At 60.3% G+C, this 18,318-nt stretch carries 20 protein-coding genes; 4 read left to right on the forward strand and 16 right to left on the reverse strand.

Going from position 1 to position 18,318, the window contains the following annotated elements; translation table 11 throughout:
• Positions 1-5: 5 nt before the first annotated feature.
• The 12 genes from lipA to KVG88_RS26790 all read right to left on the reverse strand — a co-directional run bounded on the left by lipA (position 6) and on the right by KVG88_RS26790 (position 11,464).
• The gene (gene lipA, locus KVG88_RS26735; protein WP_075949067.1) at positions 6-1,028 is read right to left on the reverse strand and encodes a lipoyl synthase; all 1,023 of its coding nucleotides are present in this window, start codon (positions 1,026-1,028) and stop codon (positions 6-8) included.
• Between the two features lies 1 nt (position 1,029).
• Positions 1,030-1,677: a lipoyl(octanoyl) transferase LipB gene (lipB, locus tag KVG88_RS26740; protein WP_217873220.1), complete on the reverse strand. Its 648-nt coding sequence runs from the start codon at positions 1,675-1,677 to the stop codon at positions 1,030-1,032.
• Positions 1,677-1,952: a DUF493 domain-containing protein gene (locus KVG88_RS26745; protein ID WP_056855803.1), complete on the reverse strand. Its 276-nt coding sequence runs from the start codon at positions 1,950-1,952 to the stop codon at positions 1,677-1,679. The genes lipB and KVG88_RS26745 overlap by 1 nt, the downstream gene beginning before the upstream one ends.
• 83 nt (positions 1,953-2,035) lie before the next feature.
• Positions 2,036-3,193 carry a D-alanyl-D-alanine carboxypeptidase family protein gene (locus KVG88_RS26750; protein ID WP_150701600.1) on the reverse strand — a complete coding sequence of 386 codons (1,158 nt, stop codon included), beginning with the start codon at positions 3,191-3,193 and terminating at the stop codon, positions 2,036-2,038.
• A 185-nt stretch (positions 3,194-3,378) separates the two neighbouring features.
• Positions 3,379-4,389, reverse strand: a complete 1,011-nt coding sequence (locus KVG88_RS26755; RefSeq protein ID WP_150701601.1) for a septal ring lytic transglycosylase RlpA family protein — start codon at positions 4,387-4,389, stop codon at positions 3,379-3,381.
• Positions 4,389-5,399: a lytic murein transglycosylase B gene (gene mltB / locus KVG88_RS26760; RefSeq protein WP_150701602.1), complete on the reverse strand. Its 1,011-nt coding sequence runs from the start codon at positions 5,397-5,399 to the stop codon at positions 4,389-4,391. The genes KVG88_RS26755 and mltB overlap by 1 nt, the downstream gene beginning before the upstream one ends.
• 17 nt (positions 5,400-5,416) lie before the next feature.
• Complete coding sequence (rodA, locus tag KVG88_RS26765) at positions 5,417-6,520, reverse strand: rod shape-determining protein RodA (RefSeq protein WP_191630457.1); 1,104 nt, start codon at positions 6,518-6,520, stop codon at positions 5,417-5,419.
• Positions 6,521-6,551: 31 nt separating this feature from the next.
• Complete coding sequence (gene mrdA / locus KVG88_RS26770; protein WP_150701604.1) at positions 6,552-8,447, reverse strand: penicillin-binding protein 2; 1,896 nt, start codon at positions 8,445-8,447, stop codon at positions 6,552-6,554.
• A 10-nt stretch (positions 8,448-8,457) separates the two neighbouring features.
• Positions 8,458-8,925 (reverse strand): 23S rRNA (pseudouridine(1915)-N(3))-methyltransferase RlmH, encoded by a 468-nt coding sequence (rlmH, locus tag KVG88_RS26775; protein WP_007937439.1) that lies wholly within the window; start codon positions 8,923-8,925, stop codon positions 8,458-8,460.
• A gap of 9 nt (positions 8,926-8,934) precedes the next feature.
• Positions 8,935-9,429: a ribosome silencing factor gene (gene rsfS / locus KVG88_RS26780; RefSeq protein WP_150701605.1), complete on the reverse strand. Its 495-nt coding sequence runs from the start codon at positions 9,427-9,429 to the stop codon at positions 8,935-8,937.
• A gap of 72 nt (positions 9,430-9,501) precedes the next feature.
• A complete protein-coding gene (gene nadD / locus KVG88_RS26785) occupies positions 9,502-10,191 on the reverse strand; it encodes a nicotinate-nucleotide adenylyltransferase (RefSeq protein WP_191630453.1) in 690 nt (229 codons plus the stop codon).
• Between the two features lies 1 nt (position 10,192).
• Complete coding sequence (locus KVG88_RS26790; RefSeq protein WP_150701607.1) at positions 10,193-11,464, reverse strand: glutamate-5-semialdehyde dehydrogenase; 1,272 nt, start codon at positions 11,462-11,464, stop codon at positions 10,193-10,195.
• A gap of 190 nt (positions 11,465-11,654) precedes the next feature.
• Between KVG88_RS26790 and KVG88_RS26795 the strand changes: the two genes are divergently transcribed.
• Together KVG88_RS26795 and KVG88_RS26800 are read left to right on the forward strand one after the other, a co-directional pair.
• Entirely contained in the window at positions 11,655-12,350 is a 696-nt protein-coding gene (locus tag KVG88_RS26795) for a DNA-3-methyladenine glycosylase (protein WP_150701608.1), read from the forward strand.
• Between the two features lie 116 nt (positions 12,351-12,466).
• Positions 12,467-13,783, forward strand: a complete 1,317-nt coding sequence (locus KVG88_RS26800; protein WP_217873221.1) for a bifunctional DedA family/phosphatase PAP2 family protein — start codon at positions 12,467-12,469, stop codon at positions 13,781-13,783.
• Between the two features lie 70 nt (positions 13,784-13,853).
• On the opposite strand, the gene KVG88_RS26805 is transcribed toward KVG88_RS26800, so the two are convergent.
• The 4 genes from KVG88_RS26805 to KVG88_RS26820 form a co-directional block, all read right to left on the reverse strand.
• On the reverse strand, positions 13,854-14,021 hold the full coding sequence (locus KVG88_RS26805) for a hypothetical protein (protein ID WP_217873222.1): 168 nt from the start codon (positions 14,019-14,021) through the stop codon (positions 13,854-13,856).
• Positions 14,022-14,138: 117 nt separating this feature from the next.
• A complete protein-coding gene (locus KVG88_RS26810) occupies positions 14,139-14,729 on the reverse strand; it encodes an LON peptidase substrate-binding domain-containing protein (protein WP_150701610.1) in 591 nt (196 codons plus the stop codon).
• An 11-nt stretch (positions 14,730-14,740) separates the two neighbouring features.
• Positions 14,741-15,457: an LrgB family protein gene (locus KVG88_RS26815; protein ID WP_150701611.1), complete on the reverse strand. Its 717-nt coding sequence runs from the start codon at positions 15,455-15,457 to the stop codon at positions 14,741-14,743.
• On the reverse strand, positions 15,454-15,816 hold the full coding sequence (locus tag KVG88_RS26820) for a CidA/LrgA family protein (RefSeq protein ID WP_150701612.1): 363 nt from the start codon (positions 15,814-15,816) through the stop codon (positions 15,454-15,456). Before KVG88_RS26820 ends, KVG88_RS26815 begins: the two co-directional genes overlap by 4 nt.
• 194 nt (positions 15,817-16,010) lie before the next feature.
• Between KVG88_RS26820 and KVG88_RS26825 the strand changes: the two genes are divergently transcribed.
• Both KVG88_RS26825 and KVG88_RS26830 read left to right on the forward strand, forming a co-directional pair.
• Positions 16,011-16,466, forward strand: coding sequence for a MaoC family dehydratase (locus KVG88_RS26825; RefSeq protein ID WP_150701613.1), 456 nt, complete (start codon positions 16,011-16,013; stop codon positions 16,464-16,466).
• A gap of 113 nt (positions 16,467-16,579) precedes the next feature.
• Positions 16,580-18,298 (forward strand): C13 family peptidase, encoded by a 1,719-nt coding sequence (locus KVG88_RS26830; RefSeq protein ID WP_150701614.1) that lies wholly within the window; start codon positions 16,580-16,582, stop codon positions 18,296-18,298.
• Positions 18,299-18,318: the final 20 nt, after the last annotated feature.

The raw sequence follows: 18,318 nt of genomic DNA on the forward strand, positions 1-18,318 counted from the left end.
ACGGATCAGGACGACATCAGCTCGGCCTTGACCAGTTTTGCCTGCTCGTCAGCGTGGTACGAAGAGCGAACCAGCGGACCGGAAGCGACGTTCTTGAAGCCCATTTTGTAACCTTCTTCGGCGAACCAGGCGAAGGTGTCCGGGTGCACGAAGCGCTGTACCGGCAAGTGGCTGCGGGACGGCTGCAGGTACTGGCCCAGGGTCAGCATGTCGATGTCGTGCTCGCGCATGCGCTTCATGACTTCGATGACTTCTTCGTCGGTTTCACCCAGGCCCAGCATCAGGCCGGATTTGGTCGGAATGTGCGGCATCATCTGCTTGAAGCGTTGCAGCAGGGTCAGCGACCACTGATAGTCGGATCCCGGACGCGCAGCCTTGTACAGGCGCGGCACGGTTTCAAGGTTGTGGTTGAACACATCCGGCGGCTCGGCGGCGGTAATTTGCAGCGCGATGTCCATGCGGCCACGGTAGTCCGGAACCAGCGTCTCCAGCTGCACGTTCGGCGACAGCTTGCGGATTTCACGAATGCAGTCGGCGAAGTGCTGGGCACCGCCGTCACGCAGGTCGTCGCGGTCTACCGAAGTAATCACCACGTACTTGAGTTTCAGGTCGGCGATGGCGATGGCCAGGCTTTCCGGCTCGTTGACGTCCAGTGGCTTCGGACGACCGTGACCCACGTCGCAGAACGGGCAGCGACGGGTGCAGATGTCGCCCATGATCATGAAGGTCGCGGTGCCCCCTGAGAAGCACTCGCCCAGGTTCGGGCAGGAGGCTTCTTCGCACACGCTGTGCAGCTTGTGTTTGCGCAACAACGCCTTGATGCGGTCGACTTCCGGGGACACCGGGATGCGCACACGAATCCAGTCAGGCTTTTTCGGCAGCTCAGTGGTCGGAATGATCTTGACCGGAATGCGTGCAACCTTTTCGGCGCCGCGCAGCTTTACGCCGGCTTCAACCTTGGCACGCGGGGCCGGACGCTCGGTGACATCCTGCGTCGGGATCATGGTTTGCACTGCATCAGTAGTCATATCAGTCGATTCCGCCCGTTAGGGTCGTCTGCTCAGCATAGTCGAGGTGTTTGACGAGCTGCGCGCGCAGCCGGGCACTTACCTCGGCAAATTCAATCGATCCTGCGTGATCGCTCAGCTGGGTCATCGCCAGCCCGGCGTAGCCGCAGGGATTAATCCGTCGAAACGGTTCCAGGTTCATGTCCACGTTCAGGGCCAGGCCATGAAAGGAACAACCGTGGCGGATCCGCAGACCCAGGGAAGCGATTTTCGCACCGTTTACATACACGCCCGGTGCATCCGGCTTGGCTGCCGCCGTCACGCCGTAGCTGGCGAGCAGCTCGATCAGGCATGACTCCATGCGGCTGACCAGGTCGCGTACACCGAAACCCAGCTTGCGCACATCCAGCAGCAGGTAAGCCACCAATTGCCCGGGGCCGTGATACGTGACCTGCCCGCCTCGGTCGACTTGCACCACCGGGATATCTCCCGGCAGCAACAAGTGCTCGGCCTTGCCGGCCTGACCCTGGGTGAAGACTGGCGGGTGTTCGACCAGCCAGATCTCATCGGGTGCATCGCTGCCGCGTTCATTGGTGAAGCGTTGCATGGCATGCCAGACCGGCTCGTAAGCCATCTGGCCGAGCTCGCGAAAGCCCAGCGTGCCGGACATCACAGCACCATGTGCACGAAACCGGTGGCCCGCAGTTCGCTGTTGATGTTGTACAGCTGGTCCTGGTCGGTCGCGACGATGTGCAACTGAATAGTGGTGTATTTGCCGTTGCTGCTTTGACGCTCGTCCACACGCTCATCGTTGATCTTGGCGTGCTTGCGGACGATGTCGATGATCTTGTCCTTGTTGCCCACACCCGTGTCGCTGATCACCTTAACCGGGTAATCGGTGGCAGGGAATTCGATCTTAGGCGCCTTTACTTCGGTATCGGTCATGGCGTAACGGCCTCGTAAGCGTAAGCCGTGGCGACGGCAAAGCCCCGCGCCGGATCAGCGCGGGGCTTTGCAGGTGCACACTATCAGTTGAACAAGCCGTAGAAGAATAGACGGATGCTATCCCACATGCGACGGAAGATACCACCCTCTTCGACGCCGTCCAGAGCGATCAGGTCGGCGCTGTGCACCACCTTGTCGTCCAGTTTGACTTCGACTTTACCGATCACGTCGCCCTTGGCGATTGGCGCAACCAGTTGCGGGTTCATGGTCATGCTGGCAGCAAGCTTTTTCAGCTGGCCTTTAGGCAGGGTCATGGTCAGGTCTTGCGCCAGGCCGGCCTTGACTTGATTGGTGGAGCCTTTCCAGACAGGGGCCTGAGCCAGCTCGGCGCCTTTCTGATAGAAGGTCTGGGTTTCGAAGAAACGGAAACCGTAGGTCAGCAGCTTCTGGGTCTCGGCGGCGCGAGCCACTTCGCTGTTAGTGCCGAACACCACGGCGATCAGACGCATGCCATCACGCACGGCCGAGGACACCATGCAGTAGCCCGCTTCGTCGGTGTGACCGGTTTTCAGACCGTCGACGGTCTTGTCACGCCACAGCAGCAGGTTGCGGTTCGGTTGCTTGATGCCGTTCCAGAAGAACTCTTTCTGCGAGTAGATCGCATAGTGAGCCGGGTCTTCGTGGATGATCGCGCGAGCCAGCACAGCCATGTCGTGCGCCGACGAATAGTGCTCTGGGTTCGGCAGGCCGGTCGGGTTCATGAAGTGGCTGTTGGTCATGCCCAGGTCGCCAACGGTTTTGTTCATCATGTCGGCGAAGGCGTCTTCGCTGCCGGCGATGTGCTCGGAGAGCGCAACACTGGCGTCGTTGCCCGACTGAATGATGATGCCGTGCAGCAGGTCGCTGACAGTCACCTGCGAACCAACCTTGATGAACATCCGCGAACCACCGGTACGCCAGGCGTTTTCGCTGACGGTAACCGGATCGTTTTCGCCGATCTGGCCACGACGGATTTCCAGCGTCGCAATGTACGCGGTCATCAGCTTGGTCAGGCTGGCAGGCGGCAGACGCTGGTCACCATTGTTTTCGACCAGCACGTTGCCGCTGCTGGCGTCCATGAGCACGTAGGCCTTGGCGGCCAATTGTGGTGGCGACGGCATCATCTCGACCGCGAAAGCGGCTGGCGAGAGGAGCAGCGGGACTAGCAGGAACAGGCGTTTGGCAAAGGTGGTGATGTTCATCCGTCTCTCGAAATCGCTAATGGAAACTGCCCGAAGGCAAAACTAATCAAATAACCTTCTAACGGGTTATCGCGTGTTCAGTTGCTCACTCCAGCCACCCTTTGCCGGGCTTTTGTTCTTCAACGAGCCAACAACCTGGTTCACCCCCCAAAACCGCAGATGAACCGTCAATCAAGTCTTACGTATTACTCAGTCACAACGCTTGGCGAACCGAGATTGGCCAGCCGCACACTGTTCTGCACCTGCTGGATTTCACCCGGCGAACCGATCGGCCCCAGGCGCACCCGATGCAGGGTCTGCTGATTGCGCACGATCGAGCTGATGAACACCGGAGCGCTCACCATCCCGCTGAGCTTCGACCTCAGAAGTTCGGCAGCGTCCGGGTTGGCGAACGCGCCCACCTGCAGATACTGGCCAGACGCTGGTGCAGAAGCGTTTTTTTTTGCGTCGGCAAGTTGAACAGGGACGACGGCGGCGGCGTGTTGCTGCGGCGGAGGTGTCCATTGTTCGACGGTGCCGGCCGAAGCCGTAATAACCGGCGCGCTATTCTGCGCGACTTGCGGCTCGTTGAGCATTAAAGGCGCCGGACGGCCTTTGGCGGCCCACCATTGCTGCGGATCGATGCCTTCGACCTTGACCCGCGCGGTACCGGTTTCGGCATAGCCGAGCTTCTTGGCGGCGGCGTATGACAAATCGATGATGCGGTCCGAGTAGAACGGCCCACGATCGTTGACCCGCAGGATCACGGTCTTGTTGTTGTCCAGGTTGGTCACCCGAACGTAACTCGGCAGCGGTAAGGTCTTGTGTGCGGCACTCATGCCATACAGGTCATAGACTTCGCCGTTGGCGGTGTTCTGACCATGGAACTTGGTGCCGTACCAGGACGCCGTGCCCGATTGCACGTAGGTCTTGGACTCTTGCAGCGGAAAGTAGGTTTTGCCCAGTACCGAGTACGGGGCGGCCTTGTACGGGCCGGTGTGCAGGGTCGGCGTGGCGTCCGGGATGCGCGACACATCGACGTCCCACCACGGCGCGCCATCCTTGTGAGCGCGGTTGATGTCCAGCCCCGGCGTCGAGCGCACGGCAGTGGAAGACTTCTGCGCCGGAGTGCGGCTGGTCGAACAACTGGCGACCAGCACTGCCAGCGCGGCAAATGCCATCAGCTTCAGGGGTTTATTCATAGGCCATGCCCGCATTACTTGACGCCCCGTGCTTGGACCAGCTGTTCAGACAGTTGATGTACGGCCATGGCGTACATCACGCTGCGGTTATAACGCGTGATCGCATAAAAATTCTTCAGGCCCATCCAGTACTCGGGGCCATTGTCGCCTTCCAGTCGGAAGGCGGTAACCGGCATATCATCGCGCAGCGCATCATGACTTGACCAGCCCAAGGCCCGCAACTCTCCAACGGTTTTAGTCGGCTCGATGCCGGTGGTCAAACCTTCATCCACCTGATCGCCCCGCACATCGGCACGACTGACCACCGGTTCGCCGGCGACCCAGCCATGACGCTTGAAGTAGCTGGCGACGCTACCGATGGCATCGTCCGGGTTGTTCCAGATATTGATGTGGCCGTCGCCGTCGAAATCCACCGCATAGGCGCGAAAGCTGCTGGGCATGAACTGCGGCAGCCCCATCGCCCCGGCGTAAGAGCCTTTGAGGGTCAACGGGTCGACCTGTTCTTCACGGGCCAGCAGCAGGAACTCACGCAATTCCTTGCGGAAAAATTCGGCACGGGGAGGATAGTCGAAACCCAGGGTCGACAAGGCATCGATTACCCGAAAATTGCCGGTATTGCGGCCGAAAAAGGTCTCAACGCCGATGATCGAGACAATTACCTGGGCCGGTACGCCGTATTCCTGTTCCGCTCGGGCCAGCACTGCTTCGTGCTGACGCCAGAAGTCCACACCGCGGGCAATGCGCGCATCGGTGATGAACATCGGGCGGTATTCGTTCCACTGTTTGACCCGCTCGGCGGGTTTCGAAATGGCGTCCAGGATCGACTGTTTGCGCTCGGCTTCGCGGAACACGCCCATCAACTGTTCACCGGCGAAACCGTAGTCGCGGGTCATTTCACCAACGAACTCGGCCACTTGCGGTGAGCCTTCGTAATCGCCGGCCAACGCGTCCTGCGCAGTGCCAAGGATGCTTACCAGGCCGACCCACGGCGCATATCGAGTCGCCCAGCCACGCATTACTTGCATTGAACTCTTCACCTTATTCAAACCTGCGCGATCCACTTACGATGGGTATGGATCGACATCAAAACCCCAAACGCTGACAGCAGCGTCACCAGCGAAGTTCCTCCGTAGCTAATGAACGGCAACGGCACCCCCACCACCGGCAACAAGCCGCTGACCATACCGATATTGACGAAAACATAAACAAAAAACGTCATGGTCAACGCGCCGGCCAGCAATTTGCCAAACAATGTCTGGGCCTGGGCGGTAATCACCAGCCCGCGCCCGATCAACAGCAGATAGATCAGCAACAGGGCGCAAATGCCCACCAGGCCGAACTCTTCACCCATCACCGCAATAATGAAGTCGGTGTGGCTTTCCGGGAGGAAGTCCAGGTGCGACTGGGTCCCCAGGAGCCAGCCCTTGCCGAACACGCCGCCGGAACCGATGGCGGCCTTCGACTGAATGATGTTCCAGCCTGTGCCCAGCGGGTCGCTCTCCGGATCGAGGAACGTCAGGACTCGCTGCTTTTGGTAATCGTGCATGACGAAGTACCACATGGCGACAGACACCGGCACAGCGGCGGCGAGCACGCTGAGGATCCAGCGCCAGCGCAGCCCCCCCATGAACAGCACGAAGGCGCCACCGGCCAGAATCAATAGTGACGTGCCGAGGTCCGGTTGGCGCACGATCAATATGAACGGAACACCGATCAACAGCAGACTGATGCCCACATGTTTGAGTTGCGGCGGCAGCGTGCGTTTGGACAGATACCAGGCGATAGTCGCCGGCATCAGGATCTTCATGAACTCCGATGGCTGGAAGCGGATGACACCGGGGATGTTGATCCAGCGCGTGGCGCCCATGGCGTTGTGGCCCATCACATCCACCACTATCAACAACAGCACGCCGATCACATACCCGACCGGTACCCAACGGGCCATGAAACGGGGTTCGAACTGGGCGATGACGATCATCGACACCAGGCCAATACCGAACGAAGTGGCTTGTTTGGCCAGCAGATCCCAGCTCTTGCCACTGGCCGAATACAGCACGAACAGGCTGCCAGCGGCGAGCGTCAGCAGCAGAATCAGCAGCGGTCCGTCGATGTGCAGGCGTTGCAACAGCGTCGCGCGACGCCGCATCACATCCTCGCTGGAGAGCATGCGATCAAAATTATTCATCACGGGCAGTAGCCTCTGCACTGATAGGGTTGGCGTACTCGGCTTTGAGGTGGCCGTCCTGATCCAACAGCCACGCATCCATGATCTGACGTACGACCGGTGCAGCCACGCCAGAGCCCGACTCACCGTTCTCGACCATCACCGAGACCACGATTTTCGGATCGTCGGCCGGTGCGAAGCCAACGAACAAAGCGTGGTCGCGATGGCGTTCCTGAACCTTGGAGCGGTCGTATTTCTCGCCCTGCTTGATCGCGACCACCTGAGCCGTACCACTTTTGCCGGCAATGCGGTATTGCGCACCAATCGAGGCCTTGCGTGCAGTCCCTCGGGCACCGTGCATAACCTGCTGCATGCCATGGTTCACTCGGGTCCAGTCCGCCGGGTCGCGCAGGATGATGTCCGGCATCGGGTTATGATCCACCGGCTTCTCGCCTTCGATGGTCTTGGCCAGGTGCGGACGGTTCCAGATCCCTTTGTTGGCCACCAGCGCAGTGGCCTGGGCCAGTTGCAACGGCGTCGACTGCATGTAGCCCTGACCGATCCCGAGAATCAGCGTCTCCCCCGGGAACCACGCCTGACGACGTGTTGCACGCTTCCACTCTCGCGTCGGCATCAGGCCTGGCGACTCTTCGAACATATCCAGGGAAACCTTCTGGCCGATGCCGAACTTGGTCATGTAGGCCGACAGCCGATCGATCCCCAGCTTATGCGCCAGGTCATAGAAGTAGGTGTCGTTGGACCGCATGATCGCCGTATCGAGGTCGACGAAGCCGTCGCCGGTACGGTTCCAGTTGCGATACTTGTGATCGTAGTTGGGCAGCATGTAGTAGCCCGGGTCGAACACCCGGGACGAAGCTGTCACCACGCCCGCGTCCAGACCGGCAATCGCCACCGCCGGCTTGATCGTCGAACCCGGCGGATACAGGCCGCGCAGCACGCGGTTGAACAGCGGTCGGTCGATGGAATCGCGCAGCTCGGAATAAGCCTTGAAGCTGATCCCAGTGACGAACAGGTTCGGATCGAAACTCGGCTGGCTGACCATCGCCAGCACTTCACCGGTTTTCGGGTCCAATGCCACGACAGCGCCGCGACGCCCGCCGAGTGCGGCTTCGGCGGCTTCCTGCAATTTGATGTCCAGGCTCAGAACGATGTCCTTGCCGGGAATCGGATCGGTACGCTTGAGCACCCGCAAAACGCGGCCGCGAGCGTTGGTTTCCACTTCCTCGTAACCCACCTGGCCGTGCAGTTCGGGCTCGTAGAAACGCTCGATACCGGTTTTGCCGATGTGGTGGGTGCCGCTGTAATTGACCGGATCGAGGGTCTTGAGCTCTTTCTCGTTGATCCGCCCCATGTAACCCACCGAGTGCGCGAAATGCGCGCCCTGCGGATAGTGGCGAACCAGCTGCGCAACCACTTCCACACCTGGCAGGCGGAACTGGTTAACGGCGATCCGGGCGATCTGTTCTTCGGTCAGCTCAAACAGGATCGGCACCGGCTCGAACGGCCGGCGCCCCTGACGCATGCGCTTCTCGAAAATCACCCGGTCCTCGGGCGTCATCTCCAGCACTTCAACGATGACGTCGAGCACTTGCTGCCAATCGCCGGACCGTTCGCGAGTCATGCTCAGGCTGAAACTCGGCCGGTTGTCGGCGATCACCACGCCGTTACGGTCGAAAATCAAGCCACGGGTCGGCGGAATCGGCTGCACATGGACGCGGTTGTTTTCCGACAGGGTCGAGTGATACTCGTACTGGATCACCTGCAGGAAATACAAACGCGCGATCAGCACGCCGATCAGCGCCACCACCGCAATTGCCCCGAACACGACGCGGCCACGCACCAGACGGGCGTCTTTTTCGTGGTCCTTGATGCGGATCGGCTGAGGCATGAGGGCAGAACTACTTGTGGTAAGGGTGGCCGGACAGGACTGTCCAGGCACGATACAGCTGTTCGCCGATCAGGATTCGCACCAACGGGTGCGGCAACGTCAACGGCGAGAGCGACCAACGCTGATCGGCACGGGCACAGACTTCCGGCGCCAGCCCCTCGGGGCCGCCGACCATGAAGTTGACGGTGCGCGAGTCCAGCCGCCAGCGATCGAGTTCGACCGCCAGTTGCTCGGTACTCCAGGGCTTGCCGTGAACTTCGAGGGTGACGACACGCTCGTTCGGCCCGACCTTGGCCAGCATGGCTTCGCCTTCCTGACGGATAAAGCGCGCCACGTCGGCGTTCTTGCCGCGGGTGTTGAGCGGAATTTCCACCAGTTCCAGCGCCAGCTCGGACGGAAGACGCTTGGCATATTCGTGCCAGCCTTCTTCCACCCACTTGGGCATGCGAGAACCGACGGCGATCAGTCGCAGTCGCACAGCCGTTCCTTATTCCTGGTCTTTGTTGAGCTTGTTGAAATGCTCGTGACCAACTTCAGGGCTGTGGTGTTTGCCGTCGGCGGCACGGCTCTGCTCGGCACCTTTCCACAGGCGCTCCAGGTCGTAGAACTGACGGGCGTTGGAAGTCATCATGTGAACGATCACGTCGTCCATGTCCAGCAACACCCAGTCGCTGTCGCCCTTGCCTTCTTCACCCAGAGGCTTGATGCCCAGGGCTTTGACGGCTTCGCGAACTTTGTCCAGCATCGCGCCGATCTGGCGGTTGGAGGTACCGGTCGCGATGATCATGAAGTCGGTGATGCTCTGCTTGTCGCGAACGTCGATGACCAGAACGTCCTGGGCCTTGACGTCTTCCAGAGCGGCTACGGCGATCTTGACCAGCTCGTCACCTTTAGGCGGCTCGGCAGCGAGGACTTTCTCAGGCAGCGGAGCACTCTTGAACGTGCCTTTGCGTTTTACTTTGCTTTCGTTGTTGCTCGTCATATAAAACTCGTTTTGCTCGTATGTTCGGGGCTTCGGTACACGTTGTTGCCACGTGCCTTGAAGCACTCCTATTCAGTTCGACGCACGGTAGAGACCGTGCGCATCGATGTAGGCCAGGACCGCGTCGGGCACCAGGAAACGTACCGACTTACCGCTGGCCAGCAGTTGACGGATCTGGGTGGCGGATACCGCGAGCGGTGTCTGCCAGACGAATGCAATCTGTCCGCTCGGCCCTTTGAGGGCCAGCGGGTCGCTCACCGAGCGCGCTGCCAGCAGGTTGCGCAAGGCATCCGGCGGTTCGCTGTCGGCATCCGGGCGTTGCAACACCAGGATATGGCAATGCTGGAGCAACTCTTCCCAGCGGTGCCAAGTGGGCAGGCCGCAAAAAGCGTCCCAGCCCAAAAGCAGAAAAACCTGGTCGGACACGGCCAGTTCGGCGCGCATCAGTTCCAGGGTATCAATGGTGTAGGACGGTTTGTCCCGCTGCAATTCGCGGGCGTCCACCACCAACGGCGCCACACCGGCCACCGCGCACTCGACCATCGCCAGACGGTCTTGCGCCGAAACCTGCGGCGTATCCCGATGAGGCGGCCTGGCACTGGGTGTCAGGCGCAGCTCATCGAGCGCCAGGGTTTCGGCGACTTCCAGCGCACCACGCAAATGGCCGATGTGCACCGGATCGAAGGTTCCGCCCAGTACACCAATGCGCCGAGGTACGGGCTCGCTGGCAGTCAACGGGGCTGACGGGTCGAGGTCGCCCAAGTCAGACCGGCTCCTGTCCGCGCAACTGGCCATCACCGACCACGATGTACTTCTCGCAGGTCAGACCTTCGAGGCCGACCGGGCCGCGGGCGTGCAGCTTATCAGTAGAAATGCCGATCTCCGCACCCAATCCGTATTCAAAGCCATCGGCGAAGCAGGTCGGGGTGTTGATCATCACCGACGACGAATCGACTTCAGCCACGAAACGCCGGGTGTCGCCCTGGTGTTCGCTGACAATCGAATCGGTGTGGTGCGAGCCGTAATGGTTGATGTGCTCGATGGCCTCGCCCAGCCCGTCGACCACGCGGATCGACAAAATGGCATCCAGGTACTCGGTGCTCCAGTCTTCTTCGCTGGCCGGTACCGCATCGATAATTGCCCGGGTACGCTCGCAGCCGCGCAGCTCAACGCCTTTTTCGCGGAACTGAGCGGCCATCGACGGCAGGAAATCTTTGGCAACGGTTTGATCGACCAGCAAGGTTTCCATGGCACCGCAGATGCCATAACGATAAGTCTTGGCGTTGAACGCGATGCGCTGGGCTTTCGCCAGGTCGGCGTGCTCACTCACGTATACGTGGCAGATGCCGTCCAGGTGCTTGATCACCGGCACGCGGGCGTCACGGCTGACGCGCTCGATCAGGCCACGGCCGCCGCGCGGCACGATGACATCGACGTATTCAGGCATGGTAATCAGCGCGCCAACGGCGGCACGGTCGGTGGTTTCGACCACTTGCACAACGGCCGCCGGCAGATCAGCCTCGGCCAGACCGCGTTGAATACAGGCCGCGATGGCCCGATTGGAGTGAATCGCCTCGGAGCCGCCACGCAGGATGGTCGCGTTACCGGACTTCAGGCACAGGCTCGCGGCATCGATGGTCACGTTCGGACGGGACTCGTAGATGATCCCGATCACGCCCAAGGGCACGCGCATCTTGCCGACCTGAATGCCCGACGGACGGAAACTCATGTCACGGATCGCGCCAACCGGGTCCGGCAGCGCAGCCACTTGGCGCAAACCAACGATCATGCCGTCGATACGCGCCGGGGTCAGCGCCAGACGCTCAAGCAGCGCCGGCTCCAGACCATTGGCGCGACCGGCGGCCAGGTCCTGTTCATTGGCTGCGGTCAGCTCGGCGCGGGCGGCGTCCAACGCGTTGGCGGCAGCCTGCAGGGCGCGGTTTTTCTGCGCAGTGCTGGCGCGGCCAATCACGCGCGAAGCTTCGCGGGCGGCGCGACCCAAGCGGGTCATGTAGTCAAGAACGGACTCAGTCATGGTCTGGGCGTGGTCTTTTCTAAGGTCTTGGTAAAGAGTAAAGCGGCAGATTATAGCTGTCGTGCCTCCCGACTAACAGCGGTGACGGGCGGATGGTCGAAATGGAAGGCAATTTGCCGACGTTCAGCCGGGATTAAGCTGCAAATTGTTATCATCACGACTCAATCAGCCCTGATAAACATCGTTCATCATGTCCAATCTGACTGCCCGAACGTCTGCCACGAGCCTGCCCACGGGTCTTGCGGACGCGTTTTTCGACCGCGATGCGCAAATTCTGGCGAAGGATCTGCTGGGCAAAGTGATTCGTCATCGGGTGGGCGATCTGTGGCTCAGCGCCCGCATCATCGAGACTGAAGCCTATTACTGCGCCGAAAAAGGCAGCCACGCCTCCCTCGGTTACACAGAAAAACGTAAGGCTTTGTTTCTGGATGGCGGACACATCTATATGTATTACGCCCGCGGCGGCGACTCCTTGAACTTCAGCGCACAAGGCCCGGGTAATGCGGTGCTGATCAAATCGGCCTATCCGTGGGTGGACGAAGTCAGCGGGCCGTCGAGCCTGGCGCAGATGCTGCTGAATAATCCAGACGCCCAGGGCCGCCCTCGCCCGTCGCAAAAACTCTGCGCCGGCCAGACGTTGCTGTGTAAATCTCTGGGTTTGAAGGTGCCGGTGTGGGACGCCAAGCGTTTCGACCATGAGGTGTTGTTGGTGGAAGACGTCGGCCAGACACCCGCCCACATCATCCAGACCACGCGCCTGGGCATCCCCCATGGGCGCGATGAACACTTGATGTATCGCTTTGTCGATGCGGCGTACGCGGCTCATTGCACGCGGAACCCGCTTCGACGGGGGCAGGTCGAAGGTCGCGATTACATTTTGCTGTGAACAAAACCCCGGTAGGAGCTGCCGCAGGCTGCGATCTTTTGCCTTTCAAAGATCAAGAGATCGCAGCCTGCGGCAGCTCCTACCGGGGTCACCAATGAAAAAGTGGAGTGGTTTTTATGGGCCAATGGCTCGATAGCGTGACCGGTTGGTTGACGGTCAACCCGCAATGGCTGGCGGCGGCGGTGTTCATCGTGGCCTTTGTCGAATGCCTGGCGATTGCCGGCCTGATCGTGCCCGGCACGGTTTTGCTGTTCGCCGTCGCCGTGCTGGCCGGCAGTGGCGCGCTGTCACTGAGCGAAACGCTGTTGCTGGGCTTCGTCGCCGGGGTGCTGGGGGACGTGGTGTCGTACTTTCTCGGCCGCCACTTCCATCAGAACATCCGGCGTCTGCCGGGTTTGCGCCATCACCCGGAATGGATCGCCGGCGCCGAGTCGTACTTCCAGCGCTACGGCATCGCCAGCCTGCTGGTCGGACGCTTTATCGGCCCATTGCGCCCTATGCTGCCCATGGTGGCCGGCATGTTCGACATGCCCTTCCCACGGTTCTTCGCCGTCAGCCTGTTGGCGGGTGCGGGATGGTCGGTAGCGTACTTGTTGCCGGGCTGGGCCACGGGTGCAGCTATCCGCTTGCCACTGCCCGAAGGCTTCTGGCCGCAGGCCGGGATCGTGGCCGGCAGCATTGCGGTGATGGTCGGCTTGAGTGCGACCAGCAGCCTGCGCCGACACCGCAACGCCACGGTGTTCATTAGTGCGATGAGCTTGCTGATTCTCGGTGGACTGTTCATCGGCTATCCGCACCTGACCGCACTGGATCAAGGTGTGATGACGCTGGTGCAGGAACATCGCAAGCCCGCGCTGGATGAAGTGGCCGTGATCCTCACGCTGATCGGCGAGTTCCGCAACATGCTGCTGTTCAGCAGCTTGCTGGTCGCGCTGTTGCTGATCACCCGGCAATGGCGTCCGGCAGCCTTCGCCATTGGCACACTGCTCTTTACCGCACTGGCCAACACGGCCACGAAAAATTTCTTCGCCCGCGTGCGTCCGGAAGTGTTGAGCGACCCGCTGACCAGCTACAGCATGCCCAGCGGGCATGCCTCCGGCTCATTTGCACTGTTCCTCACCCTTGCCGTGCTGGCCGGTCGCGGGCAACCGCCACGGATGCGCCTGACCTGGTTGCTGGTGGCGTGCTTGCCGGCGATGGCGATTGCCTTGTCGCGGGTGTACTTGGGCGCCCATTGGCCGACCGATGTCCTGGCCGGCGCAATGCTGGCGTCGTGCGTCTGCGCGGCCAGCCTGTGGCTGAGTCAGCGCAAGGCACCGCTCAACCCCATGCCGCCGAAAATCTGGTGGCTGATTTTACCGTCCCTGGTGGCGCTGTTCGGGTTCTTCGTATTGCGGCATTTACCGCACACGATGTTGCGGTATGCCTATTAAGCGCTGCGCAGCTCGGTTCCGATGCCAAACAAAAACCCCAACTGAACGTTGGGGTTTTTGTTATTTGAACTTAGTTGGAGCTCCACTGACGCTTACGCTTTTCCAGAATCAGTGCATCTGCCAATTGGCACGCTGTTGCAGCGGTGTCTTCAAAAGACTGACCGAGGCTGGCCTGCTTGAGCAGGTAACCCACCGCAGCGGCTTCCCAAGCGGAGCGTTCGTGTAAGTAGATGGTCATGGCATTAAATCCTTTTAGACATTGAAATGGCCCACTTCATATGAGCAACCTCAACCTAGAGGAGTCAGCATCGACACGCAATGCTGGCGAACCTGCCGAATGTTTGCCAAATACTGCTCAGGCAAACAACTCGCCCTGCAACTCATCCAGCAACGCTTGTATCGCATCCAACCGTTGTTGCGGATCATCAAGTTGCAGCAGGTCGATCTTGTCCAGTTCGGCGAAGGGCAACAGGTAAGCCAACTGATTGGCCAGCGACTGTTGGCCGGTGGCTTCGGTGCCCATGTTCAGCGCTTCGACCATCGGGTGTTCCGCCAAAGCCTTGAGCAATGCCACCAGATCGTCGTCTTCGTCTTGTAGCGGCTGTTCTGGTTCCTCGTCCAACCATTCGACCTCAGCCAGAATCAACTGGTCACGCTGCAACTCGGTACTCACTACGTTGAAGCGCCGAGCGCCCTGAACCCGAATCCCCAGCAGACCATTATCCTGGGTCTTGAAATCAGTGATCAGCGCTTCACAGCCCACCAATGCGTACCCAGCCGGGGCGATACCGACTTCTTCGCCATCAAGAATGCACACCACACCGAAGCCGCCGCCCTGTTTCATGCAGCGTCCGATCATGTCCAGGTAGCGCGCCTCGAAAATCTGCAAGTCGAGGATGCAACCGGGAAACAGCACTGTGTTCAGCGGGAAAAGCGGCAGGTTCATAGACATTTCCTTTACACCACCATCGACACCGCCAACGGCAGCAACACCGCCGTGGCCACGCCCATCAAACTCATCGCCAGCGCCGCGAAGGCGCCACATTCTTCACTTTCCTGCATTGCCACCGCCGTGCCGACCGCATGGGCGGTCATGCCCAGCGCCATGCCCCGGGCTTCAGGGCTGTGGACACCGAGACGGGTCAGCAGACTCGGGCCAAAGATCGCGCCGATCACACCGGTGATCAACACGAACACCGCTGCCAACGCCGCGACACCACCAATCTGCTCGGCCACCAGCATGGCAATCGGCGAGGTGACCGACTTCGGCGCCATGGTCATCAGGATCATGTGCTCGGCACCAAACCACCACCCCAGCAGCACGCCCAGAACCGTGGCGAGCACTCCGCCTATCACCAGCGTAGTAAAAATCGGCCAGAACAACTGCCGAATCCGCCGCAGATTGAGGTAAAGCGGCACCGCCAGCGCGACTGTCGCCGGACCGAGCAGGATGCTGAGGATCTCGGTGCTCTTGCGGTACTCGGCATAGGTCAGGCCGCAGCCCACCAACACACCGATTACCAGCAACATGGAGACCAGCACCGGTTGCAAAAAGATCCAGCGGGTTTTCTCGTACGCCGCCAGCACAAGCTGATAGGCACCGAGGGTGATGCCGATGCCGAACAGCGGATGATGAATTACCGACGCCCAGGCGCCGTGCCAGTCGAAGATCATTGGCCGTCCTCAGGATGAACGTGGCGTTTGACCAGACGCTGCATCAGCACACCCGCAAAGGCCATCGACAGCAGCAGCGACAAAAACAGCGCGCCCACAATGGCCCAGAAGTCCGCGGCAATGTCCGCGGCATACACCATCACGCCCACGGCCGGCGGCACCAGCAACAAGGGCAGGTAGCGCAACAGACTGCTGGCCGCCAGGTTCAGCGGCTCACCCACCTGACCGCGGCTGATCAGGAACACCAGCAACAACAGCAGGCCGATGATCGGCCCCGGCAGGAATGGCAAAAACAAATGGTTGATCGCAGTGCCGAGCAATTGGAACAGCACCAGCCAGGTCAGGCCACGTAACAACATCTTTCATCTCCCGCTCATCCATCACCCGCATTGGCCCGGGCATTATAAGCATGCCTGCCGTATACATCGGCATTCGCCAAAAGCATGGTCGGTTGACCGGAGCAATTTGCCATGTTGATCTAAAGTGGTAATCCGGGAGGTCAAATCTCCAGCCAATCACAACTATAAAACCGATGAACCCAAGGAGAGTCTCAATGCCCTATGTTCCAGTTGCAGAGCTCAATGATTATGTCGGCAAGGAACTTGGACGTTCCGAATGGCTCACTATCGATCAGGAGCGTATCAACCTGTTCGCCGAAGCCACAGGGGATTATCAGTTCATCCATGTCGACCCGGTCAAAGCCGCGCAAACGCCATTTGGCAGCACCATTGCCCACGGTTTCCTGTCGCTGTCGCTGATTCCAAAACTGATGGAAGACATTCTCGTCCTGCCTGAAGGCCTGAAAATGGTGGTCAACTATGGCCTGGACAGCGTGCGCTTCATTCAGCCGGTCAAGGTCAATTCCAAAGTGCGCCTCAAGGTCGACCTGACCGAAGTCACCGAGAAAAAACCCGGCCAATGGCTGCTCAAGGCCACCGCCACCCTGGAAATCGAAGGCTCGGACAAACCGGCGTATATCGCCGAACCGTTGTCACTCTGCTTCGTGTAAACCTTCCCGGATGCGAAGCAGCTCACGCTGTTTCGCGCTCCCAGCTTTTCTATCGGCTGTATATGGACACATAGCTGCGGCATACTCGGTCGCCTAATTGCCCGGAACCCGCTATGCGCTCACTTGCACTCATTGCCTTGACCCTGATGCTCACCGCTTGCGGTGACGGCGAATCGCTGCTGCCCCCTGACGCCCGCCTGCCGGACGGCGGACGCTATCGTGGCGACATGGTCGATGGGTTATTGCAAGGCCAGGGCCGGATCGACTACCCGAACGGCAGCTGGTACGCCGGTCAGTTCGACAAAGGCCAATGGCACGGCCAGGGTGAATGGCACGGCAGCAATGGCGAGGTCTTTCGCGGCCAATTCAATCAGGGGCTGTTCGACGGTCAAGGCACCCTGACCACCAATGGCAGCAGTTACAACGGCGGTTTCAAACTCGGCCGTCGCGACGGCGAAGGCACCCTCAAAGAAAACGGCATGACCTACCGCGGCGAATTCAAGTCCGATCAATTTTCCGGGCTCGGTCGCCTTGAACTCGAAGACGGCAGCGCCTACCAAGGCCAGTTCGCCCACGGCAAACCCAACGGTGAAGGCCAGCGGGGTGACGCCAGCGGCAACCAGTTCAGCGGGCATTTCGTCGACGGTCAGCTCGAAGGCAAGGGAACATTCAACAGCGCCGACGGCGATATCTACGTCGGCGGTTTCAAAAACAATCAACTGCACGGCAAAGGGCGCTACGAAAACGCCGATGGCGACGTCTGGCTCGGCCAATTCAAGGAAGGCTCGCTCAACGGCAAAGGCGAATTGATCGGCGCAGACGGCAGCCATTACATCGGCCACTTCAGCGATTGGCGCTTCAGCGGTCAGGGCCGCCTGAATCTGGCCGATGGCAGTTTCTACACAGGCCAGTTCGACAGCGACAGCTATCAGGGTCGCGGCACCCTGGTGCTGACCGATGGCTCAGTGCTCAGCGGTACGTGGGTCAATGGCCAGCGCGTGCGCGATGCCGATGGCAAGTTGCTGCCCGACACCCTCGAACTCGGCCTGCTGGCCCAAGGTCGCCTGCTCGATGAAGCCTTGAGCAACGTACCGGCCTCGACGCCAGCGGTTGAGCTGTACACCCTGACCCTCGGCGGCGATGGCAAACAGAGTGTGTTCCTGCGCGAGTCCGACTACGTCGCCAACATGCTCACCAGTCGCTTCGGCGCCTTTGGCCAGATTCGCCTGGTCAACCATCGCGACCACCTCGGCGATCGGCCGATGGCCACCCGGGAGAATCTGCGCCGCGCCGCATTGACCCTGGCCGAACGCAGCGGTCCCGAAGATCTGGTGTTCATCTACCTGACCAGCCACGGCACCAGCGAACACGAACTGGTGCTCGACCAGCCACGCATGGAGCTGGCCGATCTGCCGGCCGATGAACTGGCGGCCGTCCTCGCCCCGCTGAAAAATCGCGACAAGATCATTGTGATTTCGTCCTGCTATTCCGGCGGGTTCATCCCCGCCCTCAAAGATGAGCGCACGCTGATCATGACCGCCTCACGGGCCGACCGCGTTTCGTTCGGCTGCTCCGAAGAGGCCAACTTCACCTACTTCGGTGATGCCTTGTTCGCCCAGGCGCTGAACCAGACCGATGACCTGGAGCAAGCCTTCAAACTGGCCAAGGCCACCGTCGCCGAGCGGGAGCTGGCCGACAATTTCGAAGCCTCCGAGCCACAGATCTGGGCACCGAAAACCGTACTCTCGCATTGGCAGCTTTTGCGTAAACAACAGGCACGAAAAGCGCTACAAAGTGTCTCCATTGACAACAAGGACGCAAAGAACAACTAAGCTGAACAGTATCAAGGGAG

It is taken from the genome of Pseudomonas azerbaijanoccidentalis (genome assembly GCF_019145495.1).
Classification (GTDB): Bacteria; Pseudomonadota; Gammaproteobacteria; order Pseudomonadales; family Pseudomonadaceae; genus Aquipseudomonas; species Aquipseudomonas azerbaijanoccidentalis.